Origin of the sequence: Mycoplana dimorpha (assembly GCF_003046475.1) — a bacterium.
GTDB classification, from domain to species: domain Bacteria; phylum Pseudomonadota; class Alphaproteobacteria; order Rhizobiales; family Rhizobiaceae; genus Mycoplana; species Mycoplana dimorpha.
Genome location: NZ_PZZZ01000008.1, coordinates 228,667 through 242,117, shown reverse-complemented (window position 1 = coordinate 242,117; position 13,451 = coordinate 228,667). Strand labels below are relative to the sequence as shown.

The window sequence follows — 13,451 nt, the reverse complement described above, 5'->3', positions numbered from 1 at the left end:
CTCTTTCCGATCAGTCCTTGGCGACGGACCAGACGAAGTTCGTGTCGAACGTCGGCCCGAGTTTGAAGTCCTTCAGGTTGGCGCGGTAACCGGCCACTTCGGTCTGCTGGAAGATGACGACGAAGGGGCTGGTCTCGAGAACGGCCTTCTGCAGTTCCTCATACATCTGGGCGCGCTTGGCGCTGTCCTTTTCAAGAAGGGCGGCCTTCGTCTTTTCCGTCAGTTCCGGAACGTCCCAGGCGTTGCGCCAGGCAAGCGTCTTGTTCTTGCCTTCGTCCGAGTTGTCGGTGTTGGACGTGAAGGTCTCGGCGTTGGAGTTCGGGTCGAAGTAGTCCATGCCCCACTGGCCGATATACATGTCATGGTTGCGGGCGCGGTACTTCGTCAGCGTCTGCTTGCCGTCGCCCGGGATGATCTCGAGCTTCACGCCGGCTTCGCCGAGCGTCTGCTGGAAGGATTCGGCGATGCCCGAAACCGGCTGCGAGTTGCGTACGTCCATGGTGACGGTGAAGCCATCCGGGACGCCGGCCTGGGCAAGCAGTTCCTTCGCCTTGGCGACGTCCTTGGTGAAGGGGTTCTCGTCGAGTGCGCCGAGTACGCCCTTGGGAAGGAAGGTCTGGTGGATCTCGCCGATGCCCTTGATCAGGGTAGAGCCGATCGCGTCGTAGTCGACCAGGTACTTGAACGCCTGGCGCACTTCGGGCTTGGCGAGCGTCTCGTTCTTCTGGTTGAGGCTGATGTAGTAGAGGGTCGTCTTCGGCGCGCTGGTGGCGGCGAGATCGGCGTTCTTGGCGATCGCGTCGAGATCGCCGGGATCGAGGTTGCGGGCGATATCGATGTCACCGGCTTCGAGCGCAAGCCGCTGGCCGGAGCTTTCCTTCATGTGGCGGTAGATGACGCGGGCGAGTTTCGCCGGCTCGCCGTGGTAGTTGTCGTTGCGCTCGAGCACGACGAGCTCGTTGGCGCGCCACTCGCGCAGCTTGAACGGGCCCGAGCCGGCAAAGCCGGTCTTCAGCCACTCGTTGCCGAAATCCGTGTCGTACTTGTACTCGTCCGTAGGCGTGACCGACTTGGCGTGCTCCATCACGACCTTCTTGTCGAGGACGGCGGCGACCGTTGCCGTCAGGCAGTTCAGCACGAAGCTCGGTGCGTAGGGCTGGTCGACGGTGAAGACGAAGGTCAGTTCGTCGGTGGCCTTTGCCTTTTCCGTGACGTTGTCGCCGTTGAGGCCGAACTGGGTAAGGATGAACGCCGGGCTCTTGTCGAGCTTGACGGCGCGCTCGAACGAGAAGGCCACGTCCTCGGCGGTGATCGGGTTGCCGGAAGCGAACTTCAGGCCGGGCTTGAGCTTGAAGGTGTAGGTCAGGCTGTCATCCGAGACCGTCCAGCTTTCGGCGAGATCGCCCTTCACCTTGGAGGTGTCGGTCGGGTCGAGACGGATAAGGAAGTCGTAGGTGTTGCCGGTCATCTCGGCGGCCGAGAACTCGAAGGCCTCGCCCGGATCAAGGGTGATGATGTCGTCGATGGACAGGGCCTCGACCAGCGTGTCCTTGGGGGTGTCGGCAAATGCTGCCGGCGCAGTCATCATCAGAAGCGATAGGGCTGCGCCCGATGCGAGCATGCGTGCGCGTCCACCCAACATTCTTATCGTCATGATCCGTTCCCTCTGTTTTCGTTTACCTTCAATACCGGGCCGTCAGGCTTCGTGCCATGCCTGCCCGAGCACTCTCAGCCAGTTTTCCCGGCATATCTTCGCAAGGTCGTCGGCACCATAACCAGCCGCCGTCAGGGCGGCAACGAGCTTCTGGTTCCCGGACGCGTCGCCGATCTCGGCCGGAATCGTCGCGCCGTCGAAGTCCGAGCCGAGCGCCACGCAATCGATGCCCATGCGCTCCACCATATGATCGACGTGGCGCACCATGTCGGAAAGCGGGGTGTCGACCAGATCCTGCCCGTCGGCACGCAGCATCGTCGTCGCATAGTTGAGGCCGACGAGTCCGCGGCTTTCGCGGATGGCGTCCAACTGCCGGTCGGTGAGGTTGCGGGCGACCGGTGTCAGCGAGTGCGCGTTCGAGTGGGTCGCCACCAGCGGCTTGTCGGTGGTCCGGGCCACGTCCCAAAAACCCTTCTCGGTGATGTGCGAAAGGTCGATCATGATGCCGAGGCGATTGCAGGCGCGGACCAGGTCAAAGCCGGCCTCGGTCAGGCCGGGGCCGGTGTCGGGCGACATCGGGTAGGCGAACGGCACGCCGTGGCCGAAGATGTTGTTGCGGCTCCAGACCGGCCCGAGCGAGCGCAGACCGGCGGCATGGAAGGTCTCGAGCGCGATCAACTCCCGGTCGATCGCCTCGCAGCCTTCCATGTGCAGCACGGCGGCGAAGCTGTTTGCCTCGAAGGCGGCGCGGATGTCCGCGACCGTCCGGCAGATCGTCCAGGCGCCGGCGCGCTCCAGCCTGTAGGCGATCGCGGCCATGGCCAGCGCGATGTCGAGCGACGGCTGGCGCTGCAGCGGCGCTTCCAGCGGCGTGGCGTAGTGGCCGTTGTCGTCCGGCTTGCGCAGTTCGAAATGGCCCGAGGAGATGTAGATGGCGCAGAGCCCGCCGGCGAGGCCGCCGGCGCGGGCACGCGGGCCGTCGATATGGCCCTGATCGGTGCCGTCCCTGAATTCGGCGACCGGATCGGCCCCGTCTTGCATATTGTTGAGCAGCCGCAGCAGCACGTCGTTGTGGCCGTCGAAGATCAGTTCCATGCCTGTCCCTGTGTGTGTGGGCGGGACCACTTGCCCGGAAAGCGACGCAGGGGTGGTGGCGGTCTGTTCACAGCCGCGCCGTCGCGAAGCAATCCGGGGAAGGTCCTGCCGGGATATGCGAGGCGCCGATCCTAGAACTGAAATCCGGCGCGCCGCAAGTGCTTAAATCCATGAAACTAATGCGCGGTTCGGCCGGCAAGGAATGCTGGCCTGCCGCCGATGCAGGTGGCGCGGACGTGCAGGTCGTCGTCGAGGGCCACGAAGTCGGCGTCGTGCCCGTGCGTCAGTCGACCCTTGCGGCCGGCCATGCCGATCGCTTCGGCCGGATAGAGCGACGCCATGCGCAGTGCCTCCTCCAGGTACAGCCCGACGCGTTCGTGCATGAAGCGGACGCAGGCCATCATGTCGATGTCGGCGCCGGCGAGTGTGCCGTCGGCAAGGGTCAAGCGGCCGTCCCTGCGATAGATCTCCCGGCCGTTCAACGTGAAGCCCGTCATGTCGGTGCCGATCGGCGACATCGCGTCCGTGACCAGGAAGATGCGCCCCGGCCCTTTCTTGGAGCGCAGCGCCACGCCGATCGAGACCGGATCGACATGGAAGCCGTCGGCGATCAGACCGGCATTGAGTTGGCCCAGGTCGAGTGCGCCGCCGACCATGCCGGGCTCGCGATGGCCGAGCGGGCTCATGGCGTTGAAGAGGTGGGTCATCATGCGCGCCCCGGCCGCGGCGGCGGCGCCGACCGTTGCGTAGCTGCTGTCGGAGTGCCCGAGGCTGACGGTCACGCCGGCCGCGGCGAGGGCGGCGATCTGGTCGTTCGTGACGTTTTCGGGGGCGACGGTCGTCAGGAGCACGTCAAGTCGGGGGCGCGCCTCGGTGATGCGAGCGAGATCGTTGGCCTCCATCGGGCGGATCAGCTTCGGGTCGTGCGCGCCCTTGCGGGCAATGGAGAGGTGCGGGCCTTCGAGGTGCAGGCCGAGAAAGCCCGGCACCTTCGCCTCCCGCGCCGCAATGCCGGCGGCGATCGCCCGGGCGGTGATCTCGCGCGTGTCGGTGATCAGTGTCGGCAGGAGTGCCGTAGTGCCGAAACGCGTGTGGGCGGCGCAGATCGTGCGAATGCCATCCACGTCGGGCTGCTCGTTGAGGAGCACGCCGCCGCCGCCATTGACCTGCAGGTCGACGAAGCCGGGAACGATGCGGGCATCGCCCATGTCCCGGATCGATGCGCCGGCAGAAATTTCGTTCCGGTCGACAATGCCGACAACCCGGCCGTCCTCTATCAGGAGGGCGCTTTCGTCGTGCCAGAGATCGCCGTCGAAGATCCGGGCGGCCGTGAAGGCGGTCTGCGCGCTCATCTCGTCTCAGTCACTTTCTTGAGGTTGACGGGCCTGTCGGGATCGAGGCCGCGGGCGCGCGACCAGGCCTCCACAAAGCCGTAGAAGGGGACGATCAGCGCCAGCGCGTCGGTGATCGGATGGCCGGTGGCGATGAAGGGCAGCGACTTGGCCGATTTCGCGCCGGCCGAGGTCACGCAGACGTAGGCTCCCTTATCGGCCAGGCCATCGGACATGCCCGTCACCGACTGCTCGGCCGCGTCGCGGGCGGCGAGCGCGATGACCGGGAAGGCGGGGCCGACAAGAGCGACGGGCCCGTGCAGCACTTCAGCGGCGGAATAGGCTTCCGCATGCAGACCGGAGGTCTCCTTGAACTTCAGCGCCGCCTCGTTGGCGATCGCAAGACCGGGCCCGCGGCCGAGCATGTAGAGCGAACGGGCTTCGGCGAGGTCGTCGATCAGGCCGGTCCAGTCGAGCCGGACGGCTTTGCCGAGTTGCTCCGGCAGCGCTGCGACAGCTTTGCCGAGCGCGGCGTCACCGGTCCATTCGGCCAGGATCGCCAGCCCGGCGACGATCGAATTCACATAGGACTTGGTCGCCGCGACGCTGATCTCCGGCCCGGCGCAGATGTTCAACGCATGGCTGCAGGCGTCGGCGAGCGGCGAGGGGACCGTATTGGTGAGCGCCAGTGAGGTCGCACCGGCATCGGTTGCCGCCTTGGCCATTGCGACGATGTCGGGGCTCTTGCCGGACTGGGATATGGCGATCGCCGCCGCCCCGTCGAGCTTCAGTCGCGCCCCGTAGATAGAGGCGAGCGAAGGGCCAAGCGAGGCAACGGCGCGTCCGGCCGTCAGTTCGATCGCATATTTCAGAAACAGCGCGGCATGGTCCGAGGAGCCGCGGGCAATGGTGACGACGAAGCTCGGATCGGTCGACTTCAACGCCCTGCCGGCAGCGGCGATCGCATCGGACTGCTGCGCGAGCACGCGCGCGGCCGCCTCCGGGATCTCGTCGATTTCACGTCGCATGTTGGTCTGCATAGTCTTGTCTTTCCTTTGAAACGGCTCAGGCGTCGGACAGCGTCAGTTCCGCCACGAAGTCGTAGGCGTCGCCCCGATAGAGCGAGCGGGTGAATTCCACGACCTTGCCCGATGCGAGGTACGAAACGCGCTCGATCGACAGGCCGGCCGAGCCGGGAGCAGCCCCCAGCATGGCCGCGTCCGGATCTTTGATATTATACGCCGAAATGCGCTGTACCGCGCGCACCGGACGAAAACCACGCTCTTCGAGAGCGGCATAGAGCGAACCGGTCACCTGGACGGGGTCGGGAAGAAACTCGGAAGAGATGCAGGCGCGCTCGATCGCAAGCGGCATGTCGTCGGCGATGCGCAGGCGCCCAAGGCGAGCGACCAGCGCGTCGGCGGGAAGTCCGAGGATCATCATCTCGTCGGGCGAGGGGTGGAACAGGCCGCGATCGATCCATTCCGCGCGGGCGCGCAGCCCGCGCCGGGCCATGTCCTCCGTGAAAGAGGTCAGCCGCGACAGCGATTGCTGCACCTTGGAGACTGGCTTGACGACGAAGGTGCCCGAGCCGTGGCGGCGCACGAGCAGGCCGTCCCTGACGAGGTCGTCCACGGCCTTGCGGACGGTGACGCGGCTGATGTTGGCATAGTCCGCCAGGTCGCGCTCGGGCGGCAGGGCATCGCCGTGGTTGAGCTTGCCGGACCGTATCGCCTCCTCTAGGGTCTGGCGCAGCTTCAGGTAAAGCGGGCCCGACCCGCCGGCCTGGAGGCGCTGCGGAGAGAGGATGGAGGCAAGACGGTCGGTCATGCGGTGGCGCCTCCGGATCGTTCGCGAAAACGCTTGGCGGCAAGGGCGACGGCCCCTGCCAGCGCGTCGGCCTGCGGATCGACGAGGATGGCCCGGTGGCGCGGTTCGAGCCACGCCGGATAGAGTGGCGCCAGGCCGCCGAGCAGGCACAGCCGCTCATGCCCGCCGATCCTGGTGATGGCGTCGAGGGACTCGTTGACGGACCTGGCGGCCGCCTCTACCAGCGCCAGCGCGCCCGGGTCGTTTTGTTGCGCATGCTGGAAGACCAGCGGTGCATAGCGGCCGAAATCGCCGGGCTTGGAGAGCCGCGCGAACTCCACCATGGCGGTCGGGTCGTGCTTGAATTCGGCCAGGATCGCATCGGTGACGGCGGAGCGCGGGTGGATGCCGTCATGGGCAAGCAACGCCTCCTGCAAGAGCGCATGACCGAGTCGGGCGCCCCCGCCGAGATCTCCGATGATGAACCCCCAACCGCCGATATAATGAACCGTGCCGGCCCGGCGGGCCATGAAGATGGTGCCCGTGCCGAGGATTGCCACGGACCCCTCGGCGTCGCCGATGGCCCCCTGCAGCGCGATCAGCCCGTCGGAGTCGATGTCGGTGTGGCGGAACGGCAGCCGCTCGCGGACATACTGGGTAAGATTGCCGACATTGGTTCCGGCCAGGCCGAGGAAGGCTGACGCCTTCGCTATCGTCTCCACCGGAATGCCGGCGTCGCGGCAAGCTGCCTCGGCCGCCTCGGTGATGCTGACGATGGCGTTGTTCGGGTCCGTCAGGATATTGGCGGCGCCGCTTCTGCCGCGACCGAGCACGGTACCGTCCGGGTCGGCGACTGCCGCCCGGCAGCTGGTGCCGCCTCCATCGATGCCAATGATCAGGTCTGCCATTTTGATCTCCGACAAGAACAATACCAAAAAAATACCATTAACCAAGCGGAAAACCGGTCTCCCGCCAGTGCCGTTTCCTAAGTGATTGGCAAGATGGGGTGAATTTGAATGGTATCACTTTTCTGCCCGCGGGCGTTAATTTCCTATGGACAATTGGTATTTTTTTGGCCTTAAATTGTGGCAAGGGAGATTTTGGATGGCATCAGGCAGAACCGAAGCCAAGCACCCGCAGGCGCAGGGGCTGGACGAGCGCAGCCCCGCCGAGGTGCTCAAGATCCTGGCTGCCGGCCAGGCGGCGGCGGCAGGCGCGGTAGACTCGGCCATCGACGACATTGCGGAAGCGGCCACGCTTGCCGCCGGTGCGTTGCGCTCCGGCGGGCGTCTTGTCTATGTTGGCGCCGGCAGTTCCGGCCTGATGGCAATGGCGGACGCGCTCGAACTTCCCGGCACCTACGGCATTCCCCGCGACCGCATCGTGATCCTGCTGGCCGGCGGGGCGGCGAGCCTCGAGAACCTCGCAGGCGGCTATGAGGACGACACTGCGCTGGCTGTTTCCGATGCGGAAGCGGCCAGGATCGGCAAGGGCGACTGCGTGATCTGCGTCACCGCCAGCGGGTCGACCCCCTATGCCATCGCGATCGCCGATCATGCGCAGTCGCACGACGCACGGGTGATTGCGATCGCCAACAATCCCGGCGCGCCGATCTTCGCCTATGCCGACACCTCCATCCTGCTGCAAACGCCGCCGGAGGTGATCTCCGGATCGACGCGGATGGGCGCGGGGACGGCGCAGAAGATCGCCTTGAACATGCTGTCGACGCTTGTCGGCGTCCAGCTCGGCCACGTGCATGACGGCTACATGGTCAACCTCAAGGCGGACAACATCAAGCTCAAGGATCGTGCGAGCCGCATCGTCGCCGGCATTTCCGGCGTCGAGACGGACGAGGCGGTGCGGCTGCTGCAGCAAGCCGATGGGTCGGTCAAGGCGGCGGTGCTGCTCGCCGCGGGCGCCGCAAACCTTGCAGCGGCGCAGGCGGCGCTCGACAAATCAGGTCAGAGCCTGCGACGTGCCCTGACGACTTTCAAGTAACGATATTCAGAACGGCGCCAGTGTGCGCTTTGATAAGGGGAGAAAGTGATGACTGGTAAAGCTATCAAGGGCTTGCTGCTTGCCACGAGCATTCTCGGCACCGCCGGGATCGCCCATGCGCAAGACGTGACGCTGACCATCGAAAGCTGGCGCAACGACGACCTGCCGATCTGGAAGGACAAGATCATCCCGGCCTTTGAGGCGAAGAACCCGGGCATCAAGGTCGTGTTCTCGCCGACGGCGCCGACCGAGTACAACGCCGCGCTGAACGCCAAGCTCGATGCCGGCTCCGCGGGCGACCTGATCACCTGCCGCCCGTTTGACGCCTCGCTCGAGCTCTTCAACAAGGGCCACCTGGCAGCCTTGAACGACCTTTCCGGCATGGAGAACTTCTCCGATGTCGCGAAGTCCGCCTGGACCACCGACGACGGCAAGACCACGTTCTGCGTGCCGATGGCGTCGGTCATCCATGGCTTCATCTACAACAAGGACGCCTTCGACCAGCTCGGCGTCTCCGTTCCGACGACCGAAGCCGAGTTCTTCGCCGCCCTCGACAAGATCAAGACCGATGGCACCTACATCCCGATGGCGATGGGCACGAAGGATCTCTGGGAAGCCGCGACGATGGGTTACCAGAACATCGGCCCGACCTACTGGAAGGGCGAGGAAGGCCGGCTGGCGCTGATCAAGGGCGAGCAGAAGCTGACCGACGAGCCGTGGGTCGAGCCGTTCCGCGTGCTCGCCAAGTGGAAGGACTATCTCGGCGACGGCTTCGAGGCCCAGACCTATCCGGACAGCCAGAACCTCTTCACGCTCGGCCGCGCCGCCATCTATCCGGCCGGCTCGTGGGAAATCGGCCTGTTCAACACCCAGGCGCAGTTCAAGATGGGCGCCTTCCCGCCGCCGGTGAAGAACGCCGGCGACACCTGCTACATCTCCGATCGCAACGACATCGGCATCGGCCTGAACGCCAAGGGCGCCAATGCAGATGCCGCGAAGACGTTCCTGACCTTCGTCGCCTCGCCGGAGTTTGCCGACATCTACGCCAACTCGCTGCCGGGCTTCTTCAGCCTGAACTCGACGGCGGTGAAGATGGCCGATCCGCTGGCGCAGGAATTCGTCTCCTGGCGCGAGAAGTGCAAGCCGACGATCCGCTCGACCTACCAGATCCTGTCGCGCGGCACCCCGAACCTCGAAAACGAGACCTGGACGGCATCCGCCAACGTCATCAACGGCACCCAGACGCCGGAAGATGCCGCCAAGAAGCTGCAGGACGGCCTCGATAGCTGGTACAAGCCGGCGAAGTGAGCCGCGGGAGCGGTCTGCAACTTCGCGACCTGGCCCTCTCCGCGCAGGCGGGAGAGGGTCAGGTCGCGGTCGCCGGCTGGACTTTCCGTGATCGCCCCCCCGCGACACCGGGAAGGCGGGAGAATGGTCGTGGCGTGGTCTTCTCGCCGCTTGCGGGGGGAAGTGGCGCCAGGCTTGTGAGGGGCGGGGCTGCTCCGCGTGGCCAAGCCCCGCGCAATAGTCGGAAAAACGTGTAAACTGAATGTCATCCGCCGGGATGCCCCGGACGACAATCATGCGGTGGCACTGACCGTGTGACGCCTGGCCGTCACCTCGGAAAGCAGTCGAACCATCGGTCGGAACGAACGGGTAGGGGCCATGACGGACGCCACTTTATCTCGGGACGAACTGGAAGCCGTACGGCGCCCGCGGCGCTGGCACATCGGCGTGTTCCTGCTGCCGGCATTGGTCGTCTATTCGGCCGTGATGATCCTGCCGCTGATCGAGACCCTTCGCCTGTCGTTCTACAATACGGTCGACGGCCAATACACCTTCGTCGGGCTCGGCAACTTCCGCGTTCTCTTCGGTGATGCGCGCTGGTCGGCCGACTTTTGGAACGCGCTGAAGAACAATTTCATCTTTTTCGCCATCCACATGCTGGTGCAGAACCCGATCGGGATCGCGCTGGCAGCCTTGCTTTCGCTGCCAAGGCTGCGCTTCGCCGCCTTCTATCGCACCGCCATCTTCCTGCCGACGCTGCTGTCCTTCGTGATCGTCGGCTTCATCTGGAAGCTGATCCTGTCGCCGATCTGGGGCGTCTCGCCCTACCTCATGGATCTGGTCGGCCTGAAATGGATGTTCGCGCCCTGGCTCGGCAAGCCGGGGTCGGCGCTGATCGCCGTGTCGCTGATCTCGGTCTGGCAATATGTCGGCATCCCGATGATGCTGATCTATGCGGCACTCCTCAACATTCCCGAGGAGGTGATCGAGGCGGCCGAATGCGACGGCATCACCGGCTGGGCGCAGTTCTTCAAGATCAAGCTGCCGCTGGTGTTGCCGGCGATCGGCATCATCTCGATCCTGACCTTTGTCGGCAACTTCAACGCCTTCGACCTGGTCTACACCGTTCAGGGGGCGCTTGCCGGGCCGGACGGTTCGACGGACATCCTTGGAACGCTGCTCTACCGGACCTTCTTCGGCTTCCAACTGCAGCTCGGCGACCGCTCGATGGGGGCGACGATCGCCACCGTGATGTTCCTGATCATCCTCGCCGGCGTCTCGCTCTATCTTTTCGTCATCCAGCGGCGCATCCGCCGCTACCAGTTCTGAGGGGAGGCGATCATGTCCAAGGCACGCACCTCCTACGGCCGCATGGCGCTGGTCCACATTGCGCTGATCGCCTACACGCTGGTCGCCGTGTTCCCGGTGTTCCTGACGCTCATCAACTCGTTCAAGAACCGCAATGCGATCTTCCGCAACCCGATGCAGCTTCCGACGCCCGAGACGTTCGACCTCGTGGGCTATGCCACGGTGCTGGGGCAGGGGGACTTTGCGACCTACTTCCAGAACAGTCTGATCGTCACCGTCGTCTCGATCGTCCTCGTGCTGGTGTTCGGTGCGATGTCAGCGTTTGCGCTGTCTGAATACCGCTTTCGCGGCAACACGCTGATGGGACTGTACCTGGCGCTCGGCATCATGATCCCGATCCGGCTGGGCACGGTGGCGATCCTGCAGGGGATGGTGGCGACCGGGCTCGTCAACACGCTGACGGCGCTGATCCTTGTCTATACCGCGCAAGGGCTGCCGCTCGCTGTCTTCATCCTGTCGGAGTTCATGCGCACCGTCTCCGACGACCTGAAGAATGCCGGGCGCATCGACGGGCTCTCGGAGTATTCCATCTTCTTCCGGCTGGTGCTGCCATTGGTGCGCCCCGCCATGGCGACGGTCGCCGTCTTCACCATGATCCCGATCTGGAACGATCTGTGGTTCCCGCTGATCCTGGCGCCCAGCGAGGCGACCAAGACCGTCACGCTCGGCTCGCAGATCTTCATCGGCCAGTTCGTCACCAACTGGAACGCGGTGCTCGCCGCCCTGTCGCTGGCGATCCTGCCGGTGCTCGTCCTCTATCTCGCCTTCTCGCGGCAGCTCATCCGCGGCATCACTTCAGGAGCAGTGAAATGACCCCTTCCTCCGCCCCGATCCGCGTGCTTTCGGCCGGGCTCGGCAACATGGGCCGCAGCCACGCGCTCGCCTACCACGAGAACCCCGGTTTCGAGATCGTCGGCCTCGTCAACCGCTCGAAGGTGGAGCTGCCGGAAGCGTTGAACGGCTACGAGATCCTACCCTCTTTCCCCGAGGCACTGAGGGAGCTGAAGCCGGAGCTCTGCTCGATCAACACCTATTCCGACAGCCATGCCGACTATGCGGTGATGGCCATGGAGGCGGGTGCGCATGTGTTCGTCGAGAAGCCGCTGGCGACGACCGTGGCCGATGCCGAGCGGGTGGTCGCCTGCGCCAGGGCCAACGGCCGCAAGCTCGTGGTCGGCTACATCCTGCGCCACCATCCCTCCTGGATGCGGCTGATCGCCGAGGCCCGCAAGCTCGGCGGCCCTTACGTGTTCCGCATGAACCTGAACCAGCAGTCGAGCGGCCCGACGTGGGCGACGCACAAGCAGCTCATGCAGACGACGCCGCCGATCGTCGACTGCGGCGTGCACTATGTAGACGTCATGTGCCAGATCACCGACGCCAGGCCGGTCGAGGTGCGCGGCATGGGGCTGCGCCTCTCCGACGAGATCGCGCCGGACATGTACAACTACGGCCACCTGCAGGTGCTGTTCGACGACGGCTCGCTCGGATGGTACGAGGCGGGCTGGGGACCGATGATCTCAGAGACCGCTTTCTTCGTGAAGGACGTGATGTCGCCGAAGGGCTCGGTGTCGATCGTCATGGACCCGAACGCCAAGTCCGACGACATCGACACGCACACGAAGACGGCGGTGATCCGCATCCATAACGCCGAGACCGGGCCGAATGGCCGCTTCCTCAAGGTCGACGAGGACCTGAAGATGGCCGGCGAGCCGGGGCACCAGGAGCTGTGCGACCGCGAACAGGCCTATGTGCTGAAGGCGATCCGCGAGGACATCGACCTGTCGCGCCACATGGAGGATGCGGTTCAGTCGCTGCGCATCTGCCTTGCCGCCGACGAAAGCGTGCGCACCGGCAAACCGGTCAAGCTGTAAGAAGGAAACGGCGATGGGCTCTCTGCAACTGAAATCCGTGCGCAAGTCCTTCGGCCCGGTCGACGTGCTCAAGGGCATCGATCTCGAGGTCAAGGATGGTGAGTTCGTCATCTTCGTCGGGCCGTCGGGCTGCGGAAAATCGACGCTGCTGCGCATCATCGCCGGGCTTGAGGATGCGACCTCCGGCAACATCCTGATCGACGGCGCCGAGGTCAGCGCCGTGCCGCCGGCCAAGCGCGGCATCGCCATGGTGTTCCAGTCCTACGCGCTCTATCCGCACCTGACGGTCAAGGACAACATGGGGCTCGGCCTGAAGCAGGCCGGGGCCCCCAAGGCGCAGATCGAGGAGCGCACCAAGAAGGCCTCCGCCATGCTGTCGCTGGGGCCGTACCTGGACCGCCGTCCGGCCGAACTTTCCGGCGGCCAGCGCCAGCGCGTGGCGATCGGCCGCGCCATCGTCCGCGAGCCAAAACTGTTCCTGTTCGACGAGCCGCTGTCGAACCTCGACGCGGCATTGCGCGTCAACACCCGTCTCGAGATCGCGCGGCTGCACCGCGAACTGAAGGCGACGATGATCTACGTCACCCACGACCAGGTCGAGGCGATGACGCTGGCCGACAAGATCGTCGTGCTCGACGCCGGCGTGATCCAGCAGGTCGGCTCGCCGATGGAACTCTACAACCGGCCCGCCAACCTCTTCGTCGCCGGCTTCATCGGCTCGCCCGCGATGAACTTCATCGATGCGAAGCGACTTGGCGAGGCCGGCGCCAAGACGATCGGTATCCGCCCGGAGCACCTGACGCTATCGCGCGAAGGCGGCGACTGGATGGGGCGGATCATCCATGTCGAGCATCTTGGCGCCGACACGATCGTCTATCTCGACAGCGAGCAGACCGGGCTTCTCACCGCCCGACTGTTCGGCGAGCACCACTATGCGCCTGACGACATCGTCTATGCGTCTCCAAACGCCGGGCAGTTGCACCGCTTCGATGACGGTGGACTAGCGATACGATGAGGCCCCTCATCACAATCCCG

At 65.0% G+C, this 13,451-nt stretch carries 12 protein-coding genes; 6 read left to right on the top strand and 6 right to left on the bottom strand.

Annotated elements, in window-relative coordinates:
- Positions 1–10: 10 nt before the first annotated feature.
- From C7449_RS18790 to C7449_RS18765, 6 genes are all read right to left on the bottom strand, one after another.
- Positions 11–1,654: an ABC transporter substrate-binding protein gene (locus C7449_RS18790; protein ID WP_170115943.1), complete on the bottom strand. Its 1,644-nt coding sequence runs from the start codon at positions 1,652–1,654 to the stop codon at positions 11–13.
- A gap of 42 nt (positions 1,655–1,696) precedes the next feature.
- Positions 1,697–2,749, bottom strand: coding sequence for a dipeptidase (locus C7449_RS18785; RefSeq protein WP_108004432.1), 1,053 nt, complete (start codon positions 2,747–2,749; stop codon positions 1,697–1,699).
- Between the two features lie 176 nt (positions 2,750–2,925).
- Positions 2,926–4,101 (bottom strand): N-acetylglucosamine-6-phosphate deacetylase, encoded by a 1,176-nt coding sequence (gene nagA / locus C7449_RS18780; RefSeq protein ID WP_108004431.1) that lies wholly within the window; start codon positions 4,099–4,101, stop codon positions 2,926–2,928.
- Complete coding sequence (locus C7449_RS18775) at positions 4,098–5,120, bottom strand: SIS domain-containing protein (protein ID WP_108004430.1); 1,023 nt, start codon at positions 5,118–5,120, stop codon at positions 4,098–4,100. The genes nagA and C7449_RS18775 overlap by 4 nt, the downstream gene beginning before the upstream one ends.
- 25 nt (positions 5,121–5,145) lie before the next feature.
- On the bottom strand, positions 5,146–5,910 hold the full coding sequence (locus tag C7449_RS18770; RefSeq protein WP_108004429.1) for a GntR family transcriptional regulator: 765 nt from the start codon (positions 5,908–5,910) through the stop codon (positions 5,146–5,148).
- On the bottom strand, positions 5,907–6,797 hold the full coding sequence (locus C7449_RS18765) for an N-acetylglucosamine kinase (RefSeq protein ID WP_108004428.1): 891 nt from the start codon (positions 6,795–6,797) through the stop codon (positions 5,907–5,909). Before C7449_RS18765 ends, C7449_RS18770 begins: the two co-directional genes overlap by 4 nt.
- 196 nt (positions 6,798–6,993) lie before the next feature.
- On the opposite strand from C7449_RS18765, the gene C7449_RS18760 reads away from it, so the two are divergent.
- The 6 genes from C7449_RS18760 (at position 6,994) to C7449_RS18735 (ending at position 13,431) form a co-directional block, all read left to right on the top strand.
- Complete coding sequence (locus tag C7449_RS18760) at positions 6,994–7,887, top strand: N-acetylmuramic acid 6-phosphate etherase (protein WP_108004427.1); 894 nt, start codon at positions 6,994–6,996, stop codon at positions 7,885–7,887.
- 48 nt (positions 7,888–7,935) lie between these two features.
- Entirely contained in the window at positions 7,936–9,195 is a 1,260-nt protein-coding gene (locus tag C7449_RS18755) for an ABC transporter substrate-binding protein (protein ID WP_108004426.1), read from the top strand.
- Positions 9,196–9,552: 357 nt separating this feature from the next.
- A complete protein-coding gene (locus C7449_RS18750; RefSeq protein WP_108004425.1) occupies positions 9,553–10,503 on the top strand; it encodes a carbohydrate ABC transporter permease in 951 nt (316 codons plus the stop codon).
- Between the two features lie 12 nt (positions 10,504–10,515).
- Complete coding sequence (locus tag C7449_RS18745; RefSeq protein WP_108004424.1) at positions 10,516–11,355, top strand: carbohydrate ABC transporter permease; 840 nt, start codon at positions 10,516–10,518, stop codon at positions 11,353–11,355.
- Positions 11,352–12,416: a Gfo/Idh/MocA family protein gene (locus C7449_RS18740; protein ID WP_108004423.1), complete on the top strand. Its 1,065-nt coding sequence runs from the start codon at positions 11,352–11,354 to the stop codon at positions 12,414–12,416. Before C7449_RS18745 ends, C7449_RS18740 begins: the two co-directional genes overlap by 4 nt.
- A 13-nt stretch (positions 12,417–12,429) precedes the next feature.
- The gene (locus C7449_RS18735) at positions 12,430–13,431 is read left to right on the top strand and encodes an ABC transporter ATP-binding protein (RefSeq protein WP_108004422.1); all 1,002 of its coding nucleotides are present in this window, start codon (positions 12,430–12,432) and stop codon (positions 13,429–13,431) included.
- The last annotated feature ends 20 nt before the right edge of the window (positions 13,432–13,451 follow it).

Coding starts and splice junctions, on each gene's coding strand:
- C7449_RS18765 (WP_108004428.1), bottom strand. CDS start 6,797: ATGGCAGACCTGATCATTGGCATCGATGGAGGCGGCACCAGCTGCCGG.
- C7449_RS18770 (WP_108004429.1), bottom strand. CDS start 5,910: ATGACCGACCGTCTTGCCTCCATCCTCTCTCCGCAGCGCCTCCAGGCC.
- C7449_RS18790 (WP_170115943.1), bottom strand. CDS start 1,654: ATGACGATAAGAATGTTGGGTGGACGCGCACGCATGCTCGCATCGGGC.
- C7449_RS18775 (WP_108004430.1), bottom strand. CDS start 5,120: ATGCAGACCAACATGCGACGTGAAATCGACGAGATCCCGGAGGCGGCC.
- C7449_RS18750 (WP_108004425.1), top strand. CDS start 9,553: ATGACGGACGCCACTTTATCTCGGGACGAACTGGAAGCCGTACGGCGC.
- C7449_RS18755 (WP_108004426.1), top strand. CDS start 7,936: ATGACTGGTAAAGCTATCAAGGGCTTGCTGCTTGCCACGAGCATTCTC.
- C7449_RS18760 (WP_108004427.1), top strand. CDS start 6,994: ATGGCATCAGGCAGAACCGAAGCCAAGCACCCGCAGGCGCAGGGGCTG.
- C7449_RS18740 (WP_108004423.1), top strand. CDS start 11,352: ATGACCCCTTCCTCCGCCCCGATCCGCGTGCTTTCGGCCGGGCTCGGC.
- C7449_RS18785 (WP_108004432.1), bottom strand. CDS start 2,749: ATGGAACTGATCTTCGACGGCCACAACGACGTGCTGCTGCGGCTGCTC.
- C7449_RS18735 (WP_108004422.1), top strand. CDS start 12,430: ATGGGCTCTCTGCAACTGAAATCCGTGCGCAAGTCCTTCGGCCCGGTC.
- C7449_RS18745 (WP_108004424.1), top strand. CDS start 10,516: ATGTCCAAGGCACGCACCTCCTACGGCCGCATGGCGCTGGTCCACATT.
- nagA (WP_108004431.1), bottom strand. CDS start 4,101: ATGAGCGCGCAGACCGCCTTCACGGCCGCCCGGATCTTCGACGGCGAT.